At 60.7% G+C, this 14,680-nt stretch carries 16 protein-coding genes; 12 read left to right on the forward strand and 4 right to left on the reverse strand.

Going from position 1 to position 14,680, the window contains the following annotated elements; translation table 11 throughout:
* Positions 1-44 precede the first annotated feature (44 nt).
* Entirely contained in the window at positions 45-1,418 is a 1,374-nt protein-coding gene (locus JNB88_RS19740) for a TIGR03808 family TAT-translocated repetitive protein (RefSeq protein WP_220356920.1), read from the reverse strand.
* A gap of 108 nt (positions 1,419-1,526) precedes the next feature.
* Between JNB88_RS19740 and JNB88_RS19745 the strand changes: the two genes are divergently transcribed.
* The 5 genes from JNB88_RS19745 to JNB88_RS19765 all read left to right on the forward strand — a co-directional run bounded on the left by JNB88_RS19745 (position 1,527) and on the right by JNB88_RS19765 (position 7,036).
* Complete coding sequence (locus JNB88_RS19745) at positions 1,527-2,537, forward strand: ligase-associated DNA damage response exonuclease (protein WP_220356921.1); 1,011 nt, start codon at positions 1,527-1,529, stop codon at positions 2,535-2,537.
* Entirely contained in the window at positions 2,537-4,162 is a 1,626-nt protein-coding gene (locus JNB88_RS19750) for a cisplatin damage response ATP-dependent DNA ligase (RefSeq protein WP_220356922.1), read from the forward strand. The genes JNB88_RS19745 and JNB88_RS19750 overlap by 1 nt, the downstream gene beginning before the upstream one ends.
* Positions 4,163-4,278: 116 nt before the next feature.
* Positions 4,279-5,202 carry an alpha/beta hydrolase family protein gene (locus tag JNB88_RS19755; RefSeq protein ID WP_220356923.1) on the forward strand — a complete coding sequence of 308 codons (924 nt, stop codon included), beginning with the start codon at positions 4,279-4,281 and terminating at the stop codon, positions 5,200-5,202.
* A gap of 110 nt (positions 5,203-5,312) precedes the next feature.
* Positions 5,313-6,143, forward strand: a complete 831-nt coding sequence (locus JNB88_RS19760) for a L,D-transpeptidase (RefSeq protein ID WP_220356924.1) — start codon at positions 5,313-5,315, stop codon at positions 6,141-6,143.
* A gap of 170 nt (positions 6,144-6,313) precedes the next feature.
* Positions 6,314-7,036 (forward strand): L,D-transpeptidase, encoded by a 723-nt coding sequence (locus tag JNB88_RS19765; protein WP_037135810.1) that lies wholly within the window; start codon positions 6,314-6,316, stop codon positions 7,034-7,036.
* 38 nt (positions 7,037-7,074) lie between these two features.
* Here the strand turns inward: JNB88_RS19765 and JNB88_RS19770 are convergent, their stop codons facing one another.
* Positions 7,075-7,788 carry a DUF1194 domain-containing protein gene (locus JNB88_RS19770; protein WP_220356925.1) on the reverse strand — a complete coding sequence of 238 codons (714 nt, stop codon included), beginning with the start codon at positions 7,786-7,788 and terminating at the stop codon, positions 7,075-7,077.
* Between the two features lie 115 nt (positions 7,789-7,903).
* On the opposite strand from JNB88_RS19770, the gene JNB88_RS19775 reads away from it, so the two are divergent.
* Positions 7,904-9,835, forward strand: a complete 1,932-nt coding sequence (locus JNB88_RS19775) for a BTAD domain-containing putative transcriptional regulator (protein ID WP_220356926.1) — start codon at positions 7,904-7,906, stop codon at positions 9,833-9,835.
* 22 nt (positions 9,836-9,857) lie between these two features.
* On the opposite strand, the gene JNB88_RS19780 is transcribed toward JNB88_RS19775, so the two are convergent.
* On the reverse strand, positions 9,858-10,325 hold the full coding sequence (locus tag JNB88_RS19780; RefSeq protein WP_037135815.1) for a MarR family winged helix-turn-helix transcriptional regulator: 468 nt from the start codon (positions 10,323-10,325) through the stop codon (positions 9,858-9,860).
* Positions 10,326-10,448: 123 nt separating this feature from the next.
* On the opposite strand from JNB88_RS19780, the gene JNB88_RS19785 reads away from it, so the two are divergent.
* The 3 genes from JNB88_RS19785 to JNB88_RS19795 all read left to right on the forward strand — a co-directional run bounded on the left by JNB88_RS19785 (position 10,449) and on the right by JNB88_RS19795 (position 12,056).
* A complete protein-coding gene (locus tag JNB88_RS19785) occupies positions 10,449-10,871 on the forward strand; it encodes an organic hydroperoxide resistance protein (protein ID WP_220356927.1) in 423 nt (140 codons plus the stop codon).
* Positions 10,872-10,957: 86 nt separating this feature from the next.
* Positions 10,958-11,341 carry an antitoxin Xre/MbcA/ParS toxin-binding domain-containing protein gene (locus JNB88_RS19790; RefSeq protein ID WP_037135817.1) on the forward strand — a complete coding sequence of 128 codons (384 nt, stop codon included), beginning with the start codon at positions 10,958-10,960 and terminating at the stop codon, positions 11,339-11,341.
* The gene (locus JNB88_RS19795; protein WP_220356928.1) at positions 11,301-12,056 is read left to right on the forward strand and encodes an RES family NAD+ phosphorylase; all 756 of its coding nucleotides are present in this window, start codon (positions 11,301-11,303) and stop codon (positions 12,054-12,056) included. The genes JNB88_RS19790 and JNB88_RS19795 overlap by 41 nt, the downstream gene beginning before the upstream one ends.
* Positions 12,057-12,061: 5 nt before the next feature.
* On the opposite strand, the gene JNB88_RS19800 is transcribed toward JNB88_RS19795, so the two are convergent.
* Entirely contained in the window at positions 12,062-12,508 is a 447-nt protein-coding gene (locus JNB88_RS19800) for a MarR family winged helix-turn-helix transcriptional regulator (protein WP_220356929.1), read from the reverse strand.
* Positions 12,509-12,597: 89 nt separating this feature from the next.
* On the opposite strand from JNB88_RS19800, the gene JNB88_RS19805 reads away from it, so the two are divergent.
* The 3 genes from JNB88_RS19805 (at position 12,598) to JNB88_RS19815 (ending at position 14,675) form a co-directional block, all read left to right on the forward strand.
* Entirely contained in the window at positions 12,598-13,323 is a 726-nt protein-coding gene (locus JNB88_RS19805) for a DUF899 domain-containing protein (RefSeq protein WP_220356977.1), read from the forward strand.
* A gap of 32 nt (positions 13,324-13,355) precedes the next feature.
* Entirely contained in the window at positions 13,356-13,823 is a 468-nt protein-coding gene (locus JNB88_RS19810; protein WP_220356978.1) for a DUF1579 domain-containing protein, read from the forward strand.
* A gap of 63 nt (positions 13,824-13,886) precedes the next feature.
* A complete protein-coding gene (locus JNB88_RS19815) occupies positions 13,887-14,675 on the forward strand; it encodes a VOC family protein (protein ID WP_037135821.1) in 789 nt (262 codons plus the stop codon).
* Positions 14,676-14,680: the final 5 nt, after the last annotated feature.

The following is a 14,680-nucleotide window of genomic DNA, read 5'->3' on the forward strand; positions in this document are numbered from 1 at the left end:
GAAGCCGCCGAGCCTTATGAATCGATGAAAGCTTTTGATGCTTCTCAGGAGATCCGGTTGCGCTCGATCGTCAGCTGCTCAAAGCGCGAGGAACCTGTCGTCGCCAGTTCCCCCGAGACCTGCTTGTCCCACTCGAAACCGAGGACGGCGCCGTCGGACGTTTCCTGAAACACATTATCGGTGATGACCGCCGTCCCCGCGCCCTTTGCTACCGAGACCGCACACCCCACCGGTGCCTTGCGGATAATATTGCCCGTCACGACGAGATTGCGCAGGTAGGGACCCCAGCCGAGCTGCATGCCCCAGCGTGGCGCGCCTTCGATAATGTTGCCGGAGACTAATGTGTCCGCCTCCGCAGCAATGCCGATGCCGAAACCGACCTCATGTTCGTAAGGGCCCTTGAGCGTCAGGTTGCGCACCACATTGCCGGTGACGCTGGCCAGCCTGCCGCCCTGGTCGAAATTGGCGATCGAGATGCCGTTCGCCGCGCCGTCCACGATGTTGTTGGAGACAACAGCGCCCTCAAACTCGAACTCGACATACACAGCAGTCTCGCCCGAACGCTGGCATTGGTTGCCGGTGATCTGGATGTCCGACGCAGAATTGGCACGGATCGCGGTGAAAGCACAATCGGACACGTGGTTGTTCGCTACCATGACGTTGTCGGCGCGGAAGATATTGATACCGTTGCCGTTCTGCCCGGTGCCGCCGTCATTGGCCTTGATGCGGTAGACACGGTTGCCGTTGACGACGCTGTTGTCAGCCGCCTTCTTCCAGCGATGCACGAGAATGCCGCCGTTGCCGCAGTCAAAGACCTCGTTGCCGCTGATCGAAAGCCCGTCGGATTCGACGGCATAGATACCCGATTGGCTGGCGCCCGATATACGACTGCGCTCGATGCGACCGCCGCATCGTTCCAACTGGACGCCGTGCTTGCGGCTGCCGCCAATCTCGCAATTATCAATCATCACCTCGTCGACGCCGGTAAACTGCAACAGCGCGCCGGCGTAGTCGCCGAGCCATCGGTTCTGCCCGTCGATGATGATGTTCGACAACTCGACGCGCTTGATGTTCTCGGCGCTGAAGAGATGGCCGTCGCCGGTGTAGACAATACGTGATGCGCCGGGCACGCCCGTTATCCGGGTATTGTCAGGAAGCACGAGATTGGAAACCTTGTAGGTGCCGGGCGGCAGGAAAATCGGCACATTCTCTGCAGCGGCCCGATCGATCATCGTCTGCAGGCTGACGCTCTTGCGGTCGGTTGCGTCAGGCGTCGTCTTGTAACGGACCGCGTCGATCGTGCCGCGCAGATCGCCCTCGCGCGTCGCCGCAAAACTGCGTGGGGCCGCCAGCGCAACGGCGGATGCGCCAGCAAGCCGAAGCATGTCACGGCGGGAGGTTAACGGACTTTTCTTCATTTGCGTTGCTTTGCAGGAAACGTGCCAACGCGCTTGTTTCGTTTTGATGCAGATCGACCGGCATAAAGCCCACTGGCCCTTCCATTCTTTCCCGCTATCTTTGCAGGCATGAGACCAGACGCCTTGCTCTATCCCGCCCCCGAAGGGCTCTATTGTCCCGAGGGAGGATTCTATGTGGATCCCGTGCGGCCGGTCGAACGAGCCCTGATCACCCACGGCCATTCCGATCACGCGCGGCCTGGCCACGTAAACGTACTCGCGACACGCCAGACGCTCGACATCATGCAGATCCGCTATGGCGACGGCTTTTGCGCAAGCGAGCAGGCTGCGGCCTTCGGCGAGGAGATCCTGATCAACGGCGTCAAGGTCAGCTTTCATCCGGCCGGCCACGTCCTCGGCTCGGCGCAGATCGCCATCGAGAAAAACGGCACCCGCATCGTCGTCTCGGGCGACTACAAGCGGCGCGCAGACCCGACATGTGCGGCCTATGTTCCGGTGCCCTGCGACGTCTTCATCACAGAGGCAACCTTCGGGCTCCCGGTTTTCCATCACCCCGATCCCGTCGATGAGATGGGCAAGCTCTATGCGTCGTTGCGGCAGTTTCCGGAGCGGACGCATCTGATCGGCGCCTATGCGCTCGGCAAGGCGCAGCGCGTCATTCGCCTGCTGCGCGATACCGGCTACGACCACCCGATCTATATCCACGGTGCGATGGAAAGGCTCTGCGACTACTACATGGAGCAAGGCATCGAACTTGGTGAGTTGCGCCCGGCGACCATTGAGAGCCGCGACAAGTCCGCCTTCAAGGGAGCCATTGTCGTCGGTCCGTCCTCCGCCTTTGCCGACCGCTGGGCGCGACGCTTCAATGAGCCGTTGCCGGCGTTTGCCTCGGGCTGGATGATGGTGCGTCAGCGCGCCAAGCAGCAGGGTGTCGAACTGCCACTGGTCATCTCCGATCATTGCGATTGGCCGGAACTGACCGAGACCATCAGCGACCTGCGCCCCGAGGAAGTGTGGGTAACGCATGGTCGCGAGGAGGCGCTGGTTCGCTGGTGCCAGCTGCAAGGCATCAAAGCCAAGCCGCTCCACTTGGTCGGCTATGAAGACGAGGCCGACTGATGAAAGCATTCGCCGACCTTCTCGATCGCCTCGTGCTTACCCCCAGCCGCAACGGCAAGCTGAAGCTGCTCTCCGATTACTTCCGCGACACCCCGGATCCGGATCGCGGCTACGGGCTTGCCGCCATCGCCGGCACGCTCGAAGTCCGCAACGTCAAGCCGGCCATGCTGCGCGAACTGGCGTTGGAACGGATGGACGAGGTCCTCTTCCGCTATTCCTACGATTATGTCGGCGACCTTGCGGAAACGATCTCCCTTGTCTGGGACGCCGAGAAGGGCATCGAGCGGTCAGCACTTGCCCAGCCGCGGCTTGGCGACGTCGTCAAGCAGATGAATGCGCTCGGGCGCACCGAAGTCCGCAGCTTCGTGCGCGACCTGCTCGATCAACTGGACACGTCGGGGCGCTTCGCCTTCATCAAGCTCGCGACCGGGGCGCTCCGCATCGGCGTCTCGTCCCGTCTGGCGAAACAGGCGCTCGCCGATATGGGTGGGCGAGACGTGACCGAAATCGAGACGCTCTGGCACGGCCTGCAGCCACCCTATGAAACCTTGTTTCACTGGCTGGAAGGGCAGGGCGACAAGCCGGTGCTGGCAACGCCTGCAATCTTCCACTCCGTCATGCTCGCCAATCCAGTGGAAGAGGGGGATCTCGATCAGCTCGATCCGGCCGACTACGCTGCCGAGTGGAAATGGGACGGCATTCGTGTCCAGCTGTCGCGCTCCGGCGATACGCGCAAGATCTACTCCCGTTCCGGCGACGATATCTCAGGCGCGTTCCCCGATATCCTTGAGTCGATCAGCTTCGATGGTGTCGTCGATGGCGAGCTGCTCGTTGGCGGGACTACCCGGTCGAACAGCCCGACACGCACCTTTTCCGATCTGCAACAACGTCTGAACCGCAAGACGGTGACGACGAAGATGCTCGACGAGTACCCGGCCTTCATTCGTGCCTACGATCTCTTGTTCGATCGGGAGGAAGACGTGCGCGGCCGTGCCTATGTCGATCGCCGCGCGCGTCTTGCTGAGGTCATCGATCGTGCGCCGCACGATCGCTTCGATCTCTCCCCGCTGGTCGAGTTCTCTTCGTGGGAAGAATTGGATGACCTGCGGTCGGCGCCGCCGGATCCCGTCATCGAAGGGGTGATGATCAAGCGCCGTGACAGCATCTATCAGGCCGGGCGTTTGAAGGGGCCGTGGTTCAAATGGAAGCGCAACCCTTACAATGTCGACGCGGTACTGATGTATGCGCAGCGAGGGCACGGCAAGCGGTCGAGCTACTATTCGGACTTTACATTCGGGGTCTGGACCGAGACGCCGGAAGGAGAGCAACTCGTTCCGGTCGGCAAGGCCTACTTCGGCTTCACGGATGCTGAGTTGGAACTGCTGGACAAGTTCGTTCGCAACAACACGACAGAGCGCTTCGGTCCGGTGCGGGCTGTCAGGGCCGACAAGGATTTCGGTTTCGTCGTGGAGGTCGCCTTCGAAGGCATCAATCGCTCCACCCGCCACAAGTCTGGCGTTGCGATGCGTTTTCCGCGGATCTCGCGCCTGCGCCCCGACAAGCCGTCCTATGAGGCCGATCGGCTGCAGACGCTGGTCGCCATGATCGATGCAAAAGCCGGCTAGCAGGGCTTTCCACCTGCGCAAAACGCCGCAGGGCCACCTTTTTCAACACAACGTGTGTTGGCGGACGCACGCTTCCGGTGCAATTCTCGAATCGCCGGGAACGATGGAAGTATGAAATGACGTCAGACGAAGGTAACTCTTTTCTCCGCCAGCGGCGCGCGGTTCTTGCAGGCCTGGCTGGAGCCCTCCTGCTCCCGCGCATGGCAAGTGCATTCGAGGTCCCGGAGGTGCCGCGGCTGATCGATCACGATTATGCCAAGGTCCGCAAGCGCTTCCACACGAAGCTCCTGAAAAAGGGGCCGGCGCCCGACAAGTACGAGCCGCTTGACGCTCCCCCGGGAGGCGAGAAGATCTTCTATCGTTCGGGCTATGGCGGCGAATTGGAACTGGCCGCATGGGTTTCCAAATACAAGCGTGGCAGCAAGTCGAAGCCGGGGGTCCTGTTCCTGCACGGCGGCAACGCCATGGGCCTTGGCCACTGGGTTCTGCTCAAGGCCTATGTCGACGCGGGGTTCGTGGTGATGATGCCGTCGTTGCGCGGCGAGAACGGCCAGATGGGCAATTTCTCGGGCTTCTATGACGAGGTCGACGACGTACTCTCGGCGGCCGATCGCCTGCAGCATCTTCCGGGCGTCGATGCCGATCGGTTGTTTATCGCCGGCCACAGCATCGGCGGCACACTGACCATGCTTGCAGCAATGAGCAGCCATAAGTTCCGTGCGGCCGCACCGATCTCGGGCAATCCTGATGCGTTCCGCTTCTTCAACCGCTATCCGCAGGACATTCGCTTCGACGACAGCAATCCTCACGAGTTCGAGGTTCGCAGCGCTCTTTGCTATGCCAAGAGCTTCAAATGCCCCGTCCGTGTCGTCCACGGCACGGAAGAGGCGCATTTCAACGATCGCGCCGGGCTGCTGGCAAGTCGCGCCCGCTCCGGCGGTGTCCGCATCGAAACGGATACAGTGACCGGCAACCATACGTCGGCGCTGCCGGCGGAGATCGAGCAGAGCATACGGTTCTTCCAGGGCGTAGCAAGCTGATTGCCGGCTTGCGATTGATGCGAGGCTGACCGGTTGACCAGCTTCGCGCCAGCCGCAGGTGTCATCCTCGCCGCAGCTATACGTCTCGCTGTTGTCGATGAGGGTGTTTTATGACTGTTCTCAGCCGGGTGTCTTCATTTGCCGGGCTTGCGGCCGCTGCTCTTTGCCTGAGCGGCTGCAACATCCTTGTCCCGGATACCGGTGCAACCGACCCCGCCCGCTTCGTGCAGGAAACGTCGCCCGTTTTCTACAACGGCGTCGATCCGATGCGCGTCAAGCCGATCGATGCGCCGGTGCCGCAGCGGCCGGGTGTCCCGGCGACAATCTATAACCAGACCTATGGTATTCCAGGCGCGAACTTTAGCCGGACATACGGCCTGCCGGTCACCAACCCGGTGAACAACGCCATGTATGGTCAGGTTCGCGATACCGACTTTACGCTGCCGGCCATACCGGTCAGCCGCATCGATCCGCAGTATCTGCGGCAGGAGGTCGACTATCCGACCAAGGAGAAGCCCGGTACGATCATCGTGGATACGAGGACCAAGCATCTCTATTTCGTCGAGCCCGGCGGCAAGGCAATGCGCTATGGCGTCGGCCTTGGTCGTGAAGGCTACGCATGGTCCGGCCGCGGCGTCATTCAATGGAAGCAGAAGTGGCCGCGCTGGACGCCGCCTGACGAAATGGTCGCGCGCCAGCCGGATGTTTGGGCCTTCTCCGCGGAAAACGGCGGCATGAACCCAGGCCTTGGCAACCCGCTCGGCGCACGTGCGCTCTACATCTTCAAGGATGGGCAGGATACGCTCTACCGCATCCACGGAACGCCGGATTGGCAGTCGGTTGGCAAGGCCACGTCATCGGGTTGCGTGCGCATGCTGAACCAGGATGTGGTCGACCTCTTTGACCGCGTTCCGGCGAAGGCCGAGATCGTCGTGATGTAGCCGCGCAACAGGGCGGATGATATCGTCTGTCGGCAGAGGGACACGACTTCGTGAGGTAGTGGTTTTTAGTAAGGGTAACGGGATAGATTTCTGGTGTCGTTACCGGCGTTGACCCACCCTCCGCGAAGGGCGTTCGTCCTTCCAGCGCAACAGGAACCCAGACCCGCGTTATGAGCTTTGAAAAACCCTATTCCCGCCGCAGCTTCCTTTCGCTTTCGGCAATGACCGCAGCTTCGGCGCTGGCAGGTTGTGCGTCCACGGCCGGGCCGCCTCCCACGGCTCAGCCGGTGATCGCACGCAATCCGATCAACATGTTCCAGTCGCCACAGACGCCAAGCGACGCCGAACTGGCCGTTATGTACGGCCCGATCGAGGATGGCGGTTTTCTCATTCCCGCCGTGCCCTACCAGCAGATCGATCCGCGCTTTTACCGTCAGCAGGTCGTCGATCCGACCGGCCAGGCGCCCGGCACGATCGTCGTCGATACGCCCTCGCGTTTCCTCTATCTGGTGCAGCCCGGCGGTACCGCCATGCGCTACGGCGTCGGCATCGGCCGTGAAGGCTTCGCCTGGCAGGGCTCCGGCGTCATCCAGTGGCGTCAGAGATGGCCGCGTTGGAAGCCGCCGAACGAGATGGTTGCGCGTCAGCCCGAGCTCGCCAAGTATTCGATCGAGAACGGGGGCATGGAGCCGGGCTTGAAGAACCCGCTCGGTGCGCGCGCCCTCTACATCTTCTCGAATGGTGAGGACACGCTCTACCGCCTCCATGGCAACCCGGAATGGCGTTCGATCGGTAAGGCGGTTTCGTCAGGCTGTGTGCGTCTGCTGAACCAGGATATCATCGATCTCTACGACCGCGTGCCGAACAAGGCGCCGATCGTCGTTATGCAGTAGTCGATTCAAATGCGGCCGGCCGATCCCGCTGGCCGCATTCATCGCCGATGCTCGGCGAACCGAAGCTCTGTTGGTGGCGAAAGTTCCCTGATCAGCTTCCTGCGGATCGCCTCCGCGTAGTCGGCAAAGCTCCTCACCTCCATCACGAAGGCGTCCTCGCCGAGGATGACGCGTTTCTCGTAGTAGCCGAAAAGATCTGGCTCCTCGTCGGAGACGACCAACCCATTGACCGTCGTCCCCATAGCTGCTGCGCGCTTGCGCGCTTGATAGAGCGAGGGTGTTTGCCGCCGTTTTGGCGCAACCGTCTCCTTCCCGTCGCCGGAAACGTTGATGACGGTCTTGATGGCGCAAAAGCGCGGATCCGACAGCAGGTCGAGCGCTGACCACATGCCGTTGCCGATGTCCGTGTTGCCGAAGACCTTGCGCCGGTTCGCCTCCATCGCAAGCGCGAAGGGTTCTGCGCCATTCCCGTTGGCGATGACGAACCAATCGAGTTTCTGCGTCGAGAACTCGCCGTCGCCCCAGAAGACCGCCGACACGGCAACGAGGCCGGCATTCGTCAAGGTCGCCAGCACCTCCTGATCCCGGAACGCAGCGGCAATGGCGGATTTCTGAAACGCATACTCGTCGTCGTTGATACTGCCGGATCCGTCGACAGCAAGGACAAGCGCAACATCGACGCAGGCCGAGGATTGCGACGATGCCAATGTCAGAAACAGCGCCACAGCCAAGCCAGTCAGCCCCTTGAGCATTGCCGTCCCCTCGCTTGCCCATATTCCCGTTGAAAATGACTGTGACAAACTCTCGCTTTCCTGCTGTTATAGCGACGTTATAGACATAACTAAATTAGAAATTGCTGGAGGAGCGATGCAGTTCACGTTGCGCCTGCATGGTCGATTCCAGCTTCTCGCCCCGTCGGGCGAGAACATTTCGATCGCTTCGCGCAAACATCAGGCGCTGATTGCGATGCTCGCGATCTCGAATGGGAAGCCGATTTCACGATCGAAGCTGGCGGGCATGTTGTGGGCCGAGCGAACGGAGGAGCATGCACGCAACAGTCTCCGTCAGGCATTCTTTACGATCCGCCATGCAGTCAACGGCCACGGCATTTCGCCATTTGTCTTTGATAGTGGCTCCGGCTGGGTGCGACACGATGCAGTTGTCACTGACATCCAGACACTCGTGGACAGCACCGGTGCGGGCAGTCTGCCGCCGACGCTCGATATTTTCGAGGGAGAGTTTCTCGAGGGCCTGAGCTTTCGGGACGAAGCATTGGAGACGTGGCTGCGCATCGAGCGTAGCCGTCACCACAACTTGCTGGTCGATTGCCTTACAGGGCTGGCCGCCGGGCTGGAGAAAGCGGGCGACCTGGAGCACGCGCTTATCGCCGCGCAGTGCCTATTGCGGCACGATCCCTATCATGAGCCGTCACACCGCATGGTGTTGCGGCATCATGGGGCACACGGCGCGCGTGCGCGTGCCATCAAGCACTACGATGACTTGAAGGCATTGCTTGAGACCAATCTCGGCGTTGCGCCAGAGCCGGAAACGCAGCAACTCGTCGATCACATTCGAAAGCATGAGGAATCGTCCATACAGACGGATTCCCATGGCAAGCCGAGGATCGCGATCTTGCCGATCAGAAGCTTGTCAAACGAGGCCGGTGCCGCACTTGTGGCTGAATCTCTGACCCGAAAGCTGATCGCGGAACTCGGGCTATTCTCACCACTTTCGGTAGTTGCAGCGGCGACGATGTTTGCCTTGAATGCACGACACGAGACGGTAGAGGAAATCGGCAAGCGGGTCGGCGCGGATTACATCCTCGAGACGGCTGTGCAGGGGCAGGGTGAGGCTGGCTGGGCACTGGCGCAATTGGTCTCGGTGCAAAGCGGAACGCAGATATGGAGTCGCAAGTACCTGGGCGAGAGCACGGATTCAGGTGACGGCCAGGACAGGCTGGTTCGCAAGATCAGCGGGAATCTTTATCATATTCTGATGAAGCACGCGGCGGCGACGGCGGCGATGGAGCCGGAGGACGCCAGCGGCACCGAGAAACTCTACCTCCAGGCCTTCAATCACGTTGAACGACCGACGCTTCAAGGAATGATCCGTGCTCGGCGCCTTTGCGACCGGCTCCTCGCCATCGACCCCAATCACGTTCTCGTCCGCGAAAGCCTAGCCTGGATCAATTTCCACTGCTGCTTCAATGGCTGGCTCGATAATCCGGCGCGGGGTTTCAGGCAAGCCCGAGAGATCCTGCACACCGGATTGGGGCTGGACGATCGTGAGCCCTATTTGCTGAGCGCTTTCGGCCTAGCCGAAACCTACCTCGGAAACGCTCGGGTGGGCCTCGATGCACTGAAGAGGGCTGTCGACCTTAATCCTAATGACGCCGAGTTTCATACATGGCTTGGCATTGGCCTGACATTCTCGGATTTGATCGGCGAGGCTCATCTGGCTTTCGATCACGCTGATCAGGCCAGTCCAGGTTATCACCCGGTCTTCCTGTTTCGAGGCGACGCCCACTTCGCGTCCGGCAAGTACGAGGATGCGGTCGCCTGCCTTGAACGGTTCCTTGCTGTGCTGCCGGAATACCACTGGGCTCGTCTGTTGCGCGCCGCGTCCTATGAAGCGCTGGGAAAAAGCACGCTGGCACGGCAGGACGTTGCCCATGTCAGGGAGAATGCGCTTCTGCTGAATGGCCGATATCTCGACCAATTGCTGCAGGCCCGGGCTCCGTCATTCCGGCAGGATTTGTGGCTGAAGCTGGAAGTCGCGGGGCTTCCCTGGGGGAAGTGAGTTCCGTCAAACCTCTCGCGGTTCAGACCGCCGCCGTCAGGTTCGCCCGCAGCCCTTTCAAAAGGCCACGGATCGTCTTCATTTCCTCGAGCGTGCAGCCCGCCGCCTGACCGATCGCGACCATGATGGTATCGACCTCGCCCTTCATCGCGCGGCCTTTCTCGCTCAGGGATACGATGACCTGCCGTTCGTCGCGCGCGTCGCGCGTGCGTTTTATCAGGCCGCCTTGTTCCAGGCGCTTCAACAGCGGCGAAAGCGTACCCGAGTCGAGATCGAGCTGTTCGCCGATCGCCTTGACCGGCTGCTCTGACTTCTCCCACAGCGCCAGCATCACGAGATATTGCGGGTAGGTGAGGCCGACCTTGTCGAGGATCGGCTTGTAGGCCCGGGTGAAAGCATGCGCCGTCGAGTAGACCGCGAAGCAGAGCTGGTTCTCGAGCCGCTTTTCCTCTTCCGGAATTTCCATTGTCTTTGCCAGATACGCTTTCATCGTCGTCGTCCTTACGGCCCGATTGTCCTCTTTTCAAAGGTGAAATGCAATTTGCAAAATTCACTTGCGTACAATTTAATTGCGCGTTATATAAATTCCAACCCCAACGCAAAGGAGACTGACATGCCTATCCTCTACACGACCAAAGCTTCCGCCACTGGTGGCCGCGCGGGCCGCGCCGTTTCCGAAAACGGCGTTCTTGATGTCACGCTGACGGTTCCGAAGGAACTCGGCGGCGACGGCGCGACCGGCACCAACCCTGAACAGCTCTTTGCAGCCGGCTATTCGGCCTGCTTCCTCGGTGCCTTGAAATTTGTCGCCGGCAAGGAAAACGTCAAGATTCCTGAGGACACGACGGTCAGCGCGACGGTCGGCATTGGCCCGCGCGACGATGGTACGGGCTTCGGCATCGAAGTCGCCCTGACTGTGAATATTCCCGGCCTCGACAAGCCGACCGCTGAAAAGCTGGCAGCCGCTGCCCATATCGTGTGCCCCTATAGCCACGCCATGCGCACGTCGACGGAAGTTCCGGTGAGCGTCGCCTGATCGTAGACAAAGAGCGTCGCTTAATAGCGGCGCTCTTTTCATATGAAATAAAAATGCTATATTATTTCCAGTGAAAGGAATATGGCATGGCAGTTGCACATCCGATCTCCGGCGCCCGGTCTCCCGAGGCTGTCGTCATCACCAAGGCGGCCGTCAATGCCGCCGACCATCTCGGCCTCAACGCACGAACGCTTTCGGCTGTACTTGGCGTATCCGAAGCGACCGTCTCGCGCATGAAGCGGCAGGACTATCTGCTCGAGCGCGGTTCGAAGTCCTTTGAACTCGCCATTCTGCTTGTGCGCCTGTTCCGCTCGCTCGACGCAATTGTCGGTGGTGACGAGGCTGTTGCCCGGCAGTGGCTGCGCAATGCCAATACCGCGCTCGGCGCCGCGCCGCTCGAAAAGATCGTCAGTATTTCAGGATTGACCGATGTCATTGCCTATCTGGACGCCCGCCGCGCTCTCGTCTGAGGCGCGGGCGGTTTCGGGCAGGTTCTGGCGTCTGGTGGAGGCGCAGCATCAGATCTCGACGCTGAAGCTTGTCGACACGCTCGACGAACAGGCGCTGCTCGAAAATCTGCTCGAAGACAGCAAGCCGGCGCTGCCGCCGGAGTGCGCCGGGCTGGACTACCTGCTTGCCACGCCGTTTCGCTACGGTGCGGTCTATCCACATGGTTCGCGCTTTCGCAGGGCAGGGCGCACTCCAGGCGTCTTCTACGCATCCGAGCGAGTGGAAACGGCCCTTGCGGAAATGGCCTTCTACCGGCTGCTGTTCTACGCGGAGTCGCCTGCAACACAGCCTCCAGTAAACGCGGCTGAGTACACCGCCTTTGCCGCGGCGATCGCAACTTTATCCGCAATCGATCTCACGCGCCCGCCGCTGGATGCCGATCGGGCTGTATGGACGGACCTGCAGAACTACGCACGATGCCAGGATCTGGCGGATGCCGCCCGAGAGGCAGGCTGCCAGGCAATCCTTTATGAATCCGTGCGCGATCCACAGCGCGGTCACAACATCGCACTGTTGACGGCCGCAGCATTTGCGGCCCGTGAACCGGTCGAGCGCCAGACCTGGAGGATACGTCTCTCGGCAACCGGCGTGCAGGCGCTTTGTGATTTCCCGAAAGTTAGAATTGGATTCTCGGTGGAGGATTTCGGCAAGGATTCGCGAATCGCGCGTCGCTAAGCCCTTCAGGAGAGGGCTTGCAGATCCCGCCGCAGCCTCTCCAGATCGCCGCCCGGCAGGGCTTCGCCGAGACTTGCATGCGTGCTCTCCCAGATCGGCAGTGCGGCGGCAAGCACCGCCTTTCCCGTCGGCGTCAGGCTTAGCAGGCGCCGGCGCTTGTCTTTCGCGTTCTGCGTTACATCTACCCACCCACGGCGCTGCAACGGCTTGAGCGCTGCGGTCAGTGTCGTCTGGTCCATCGCAAGCAGGGTCGCGACCGGTCCCATCGGTGGCGGCTCGGGACGGTTCAGCGACATCATCAGCGAGAACTGGCCGTTGGTGAGCCCGACGGGGCGAAGTGCATCGTCGAAGAGACGTGCCAGCGCGCGCGCCGCGCGCTGCACATGCAGGCACAGGCACGTGTCGCGTACCAGAAGTGTGGTTGAATAAGGAATCTCTACCGCGTTTGACATGATCAATTTCTATTGATATCAATGTAATTAGTCAAGGAAAAGGAGCATGGACGCCCACATCTAAGTCGCGCCGGAGGAGGGCGTAAATGATGGAGAACCAAGTCGTTTCCCGTGAAGAATGGCTCGAAGCCCGCCGTGCGCTGCTTCTCAAGGAGAAGGAAGCAACGCATCTGAGGGACAAGGTCAACGCCGAGCGCATGGCGCTGCCTTGGGTCAAGATCGAAAAGAACTACGTTTTCGACACCCCTGAAGGAAAGAGAAACCTTGCCGAACTCTTCGATGGCCGCAGCCAGCTGCTGATCTATCACTTCATGCTTGGACCCGATTGGGACGCGGGCTGCCCCGGTTGCTCGTTCCTGTCCGACCATGTCGACGGAACGCTGCCGCATCTCAACAATCACGATGTCACCTGGGTCGCCGTTTCGCGAGCACCGCTCGCCAAGATTGAGGCCTACAAGAAGCGCATGGGCTGGAAATTCCCTTGGGCCTCATCCTTCGACAACAGCTTCAACTTCGACTTCCATGTGTCCTTCAGCCCGGAGGATATGGCGAAGGATACGGTCTTCTACAATTTCGAGGCGATCGAACCCGCCAACGCCCATGACGAGCTTCCGGGCCTCAGCGCCTTCTACCGGAACGAGAATGGCGAGATCTTCCATACCTATTCGACCTATGCCCGGGGCCTTGAAGAGGCGGTCGGCACTTTGATGATCCTCGATCGCGCGCCGAAGGGCCGCAACGAAGACAGCACAATGGATTTCGTCAAACGCCACGACGAATACGAGGACGCTCCGAAGACGCATTCCTGTCACTGAATTTTGCAATCATCACCCAAGGGAGAAGGATGATGGAAACTGCGAAAGTGCTGGAGGAGCATCGCTTCCTCGAAAAGTTGGTGGGCGTGTGGGACGTCGCCGCGCCGGAAATGAGCGGCGATCAGCGATGGACCGAAATCGTGCGATCGCTGCACGGCATCTGGTTTGTCGGCGAAGGCAGCGGCCAAATGCCGGGCGGCGGGGCTGCCACAACGATCCTCACCCTCGGCTACAGTGCCGCCCGGGGCAAATACATCGGCAGCTGGATCGGCTCGATGATGGACTACATGTGGGTCTACGAGGGCGATCTGTCGCCGGACGGCAAGGTGCTCAACCTCTACACCCGCGGCCCCGATTTCGAGAACGCAGGCGCCGAGCAGGACTACCGCGAGCAGATCATCTTCACCGATGATGACCATCGCACGTTCAACTCCTCGGCCAAGCAGCCGGACGGCAGCTGGAAGCAGTTCATGGAAGCGCATTATACGCGCAAGCCGTGATCGCGAGCGAAACTCGACCGGCACTCATGAGAGGCCGGCACCCGTCAAAAAAGGAAAGAGATCATGGCTTCCGATACACATGGAAAGTTCATCTGGTGCGAATTGATGACGCCGGATACGGCGGCGGCTGCCAAGTTTTATGGTTCGGTAGTCGGCTGGACGACCAAGGAAATGCCGATGGAGGATCTGCCGTCCCCCTACACCATCTTCGAGGCGAATGGGCTTGGCGTCGCCGGTATGATGACCTTTCCGGCCGAACTCGAAGGGCAGGGGATTCCGCCGAACTGGACGGGTTACGTCGCCGTCGACGATGTCGACCGGTCCGCGAAGGACTTCGAGGCGAATGGCGGCAAGATCCGTCGCGCGCCGGAAGACATCCCGACCGTCGGTCGCTTCGCCGTTGTCGCCGACCCGCACGGCGCGGTCCTCTGCATCATGACGCCGCTGCCGATGGAGGGTGATACCGGCTGGGAGCCGAAGATGGGCGAGCCTGGCCATATCGGATGGCACGAACTGATGGCCGGCAACATGGAGGAAGCCTTCGCCTTCTATTCGAAGCTTTTCGGCTGGACGAAGGATCATGATTTCGACATGGGCGAAATGGGCGCCTATCGCATCTTTGCCGAGCATGGAACGCAGATCGGCGGGATGATGACAAAGCCCGCCGACGTGCCGGTCTGCTATTGGGGCTACTACTTCAACGTGCCGGCGATCGACAGCGCCATCGAGCGCGTCAATGCCGGTGGCGGCAAGGTGGTGTTCGGTCCGATGGAGGTGCCCGGTGGCAGCTGGGTCATCAATGCGATCGATCCGCAGGGCGCATATTTCTGCCTCGTGGCGCCCGGCCGCTAGCCCAT

The sequence above is a fragment of the Rhizobium cauense genome, assembly GCF_019511525.1.
Classification (GTDB): domain Bacteria; phylum Pseudomonadota; class Alphaproteobacteria; order Rhizobiales; family Rhizobiaceae; genus Rhizobium; species Rhizobium cauense.

Excerpts from the sequence above, each read along its gene's own strand:
- JNB88_RS19775 (WP_220356926.1), top strand. The coding sequence starts at position 7,904 with ATGCAGTTCACGTTGCGCCTGCATGGTCGATTCCAGCTTCTCGCCCCG.
- JNB88_RS19745 (WP_220356921.1), top strand. The coding sequence starts at position 1,527 with ATGAGACCAGACGCCTTGCTCTATCCCGCCCCCGAAGGGCTCTATTGT.
- JNB88_RS19780 (WP_037135815.1), bottom strand. The coding sequence starts at position 10,325 with ATGAAAGCGTATCTGGCAAAGACAATGGAAATTCCGGAAGAGGAAAAG.
- JNB88_RS19810 (WP_220356978.1), top strand. The coding sequence starts at position 13,356 with ATGGAAACTGCGAAAGTGCTGGAGGAGCATCGCTTCCTCGAAAAGTTG.
- JNB88_RS19760 (WP_220356924.1), top strand. The coding sequence starts at position 5,313 with ATGACTGTTCTCAGCCGGGTGTCTTCATTTGCCGGGCTTGCGGCCGCT.
- JNB88_RS19795 (WP_220356928.1), top strand. The coding sequence starts at position 11,301 with ATGTCATTGCCTATCTGGACGCCCGCCGCGCTCTCGTCTGAGGCGCGG.
- JNB88_RS19750 (WP_220356922.1), top strand. The coding sequence starts at position 2,537 with ATGAAAGCATTCGCCGACCTTCTCGATCGCCTCGTGCTTACCCCCAGC.
- JNB88_RS19765 (WP_037135810.1), top strand. The coding sequence starts at position 6,314 with ATGAGCTTTGAAAAACCCTATTCCCGCCGCAGCTTCCTTTCGCTTTCG.
- JNB88_RS19815 (WP_037135821.1), top strand. The coding sequence starts at position 13,887 with ATGGCTTCCGATACACATGGAAAGTTCATCTGGTGCGAATTGATGACG.
- JNB88_RS19785 (WP_220356927.1), top strand. The coding sequence starts at position 10,449 with ATGCCTATCCTCTACACGACCAAAGCTTCCGCCACTGGTGGCCGCGCG.
- JNB88_RS19805 (WP_220356977.1), top strand. The coding sequence starts at position 12,598 with ATGGAGAACCAAGTCGTTTCCCGTGAAGAATGGCTCGAAGCCCGCCGT.
- JNB88_RS19770 (WP_220356925.1), bottom strand. The coding sequence starts at position 7,788 with ATGCTCAAGGGGCTGACTGGCTTGGCTGTGGCGCTGTTTCTGACATTG.
- JNB88_RS19790 (WP_037135817.1), top strand. The coding sequence starts at position 10,958 with ATGGCAGTTGCACATCCGATCTCCGGCGCCCGGTCTCCCGAGGCTGTC.
- JNB88_RS19740 (WP_220356920.1), bottom strand. The coding sequence starts at position 1,418 with ATGAAGAAAAGTCCGTTAACCTCCCGCCGTGACATGCTTCGGCTTGCT.
- JNB88_RS19755 (WP_220356923.1), top strand. The coding sequence starts at position 4,279 with ATGACGTCAGACGAAGGTAACTCTTTTCTCCGCCAGCGGCGCGCGGTT.
- JNB88_RS19800 (WP_220356929.1), bottom strand. The coding sequence starts at position 12,508 with ATGTCAAACGCGGTAGAGATTCCTTATTCAACCACACTTCTGGTACGC.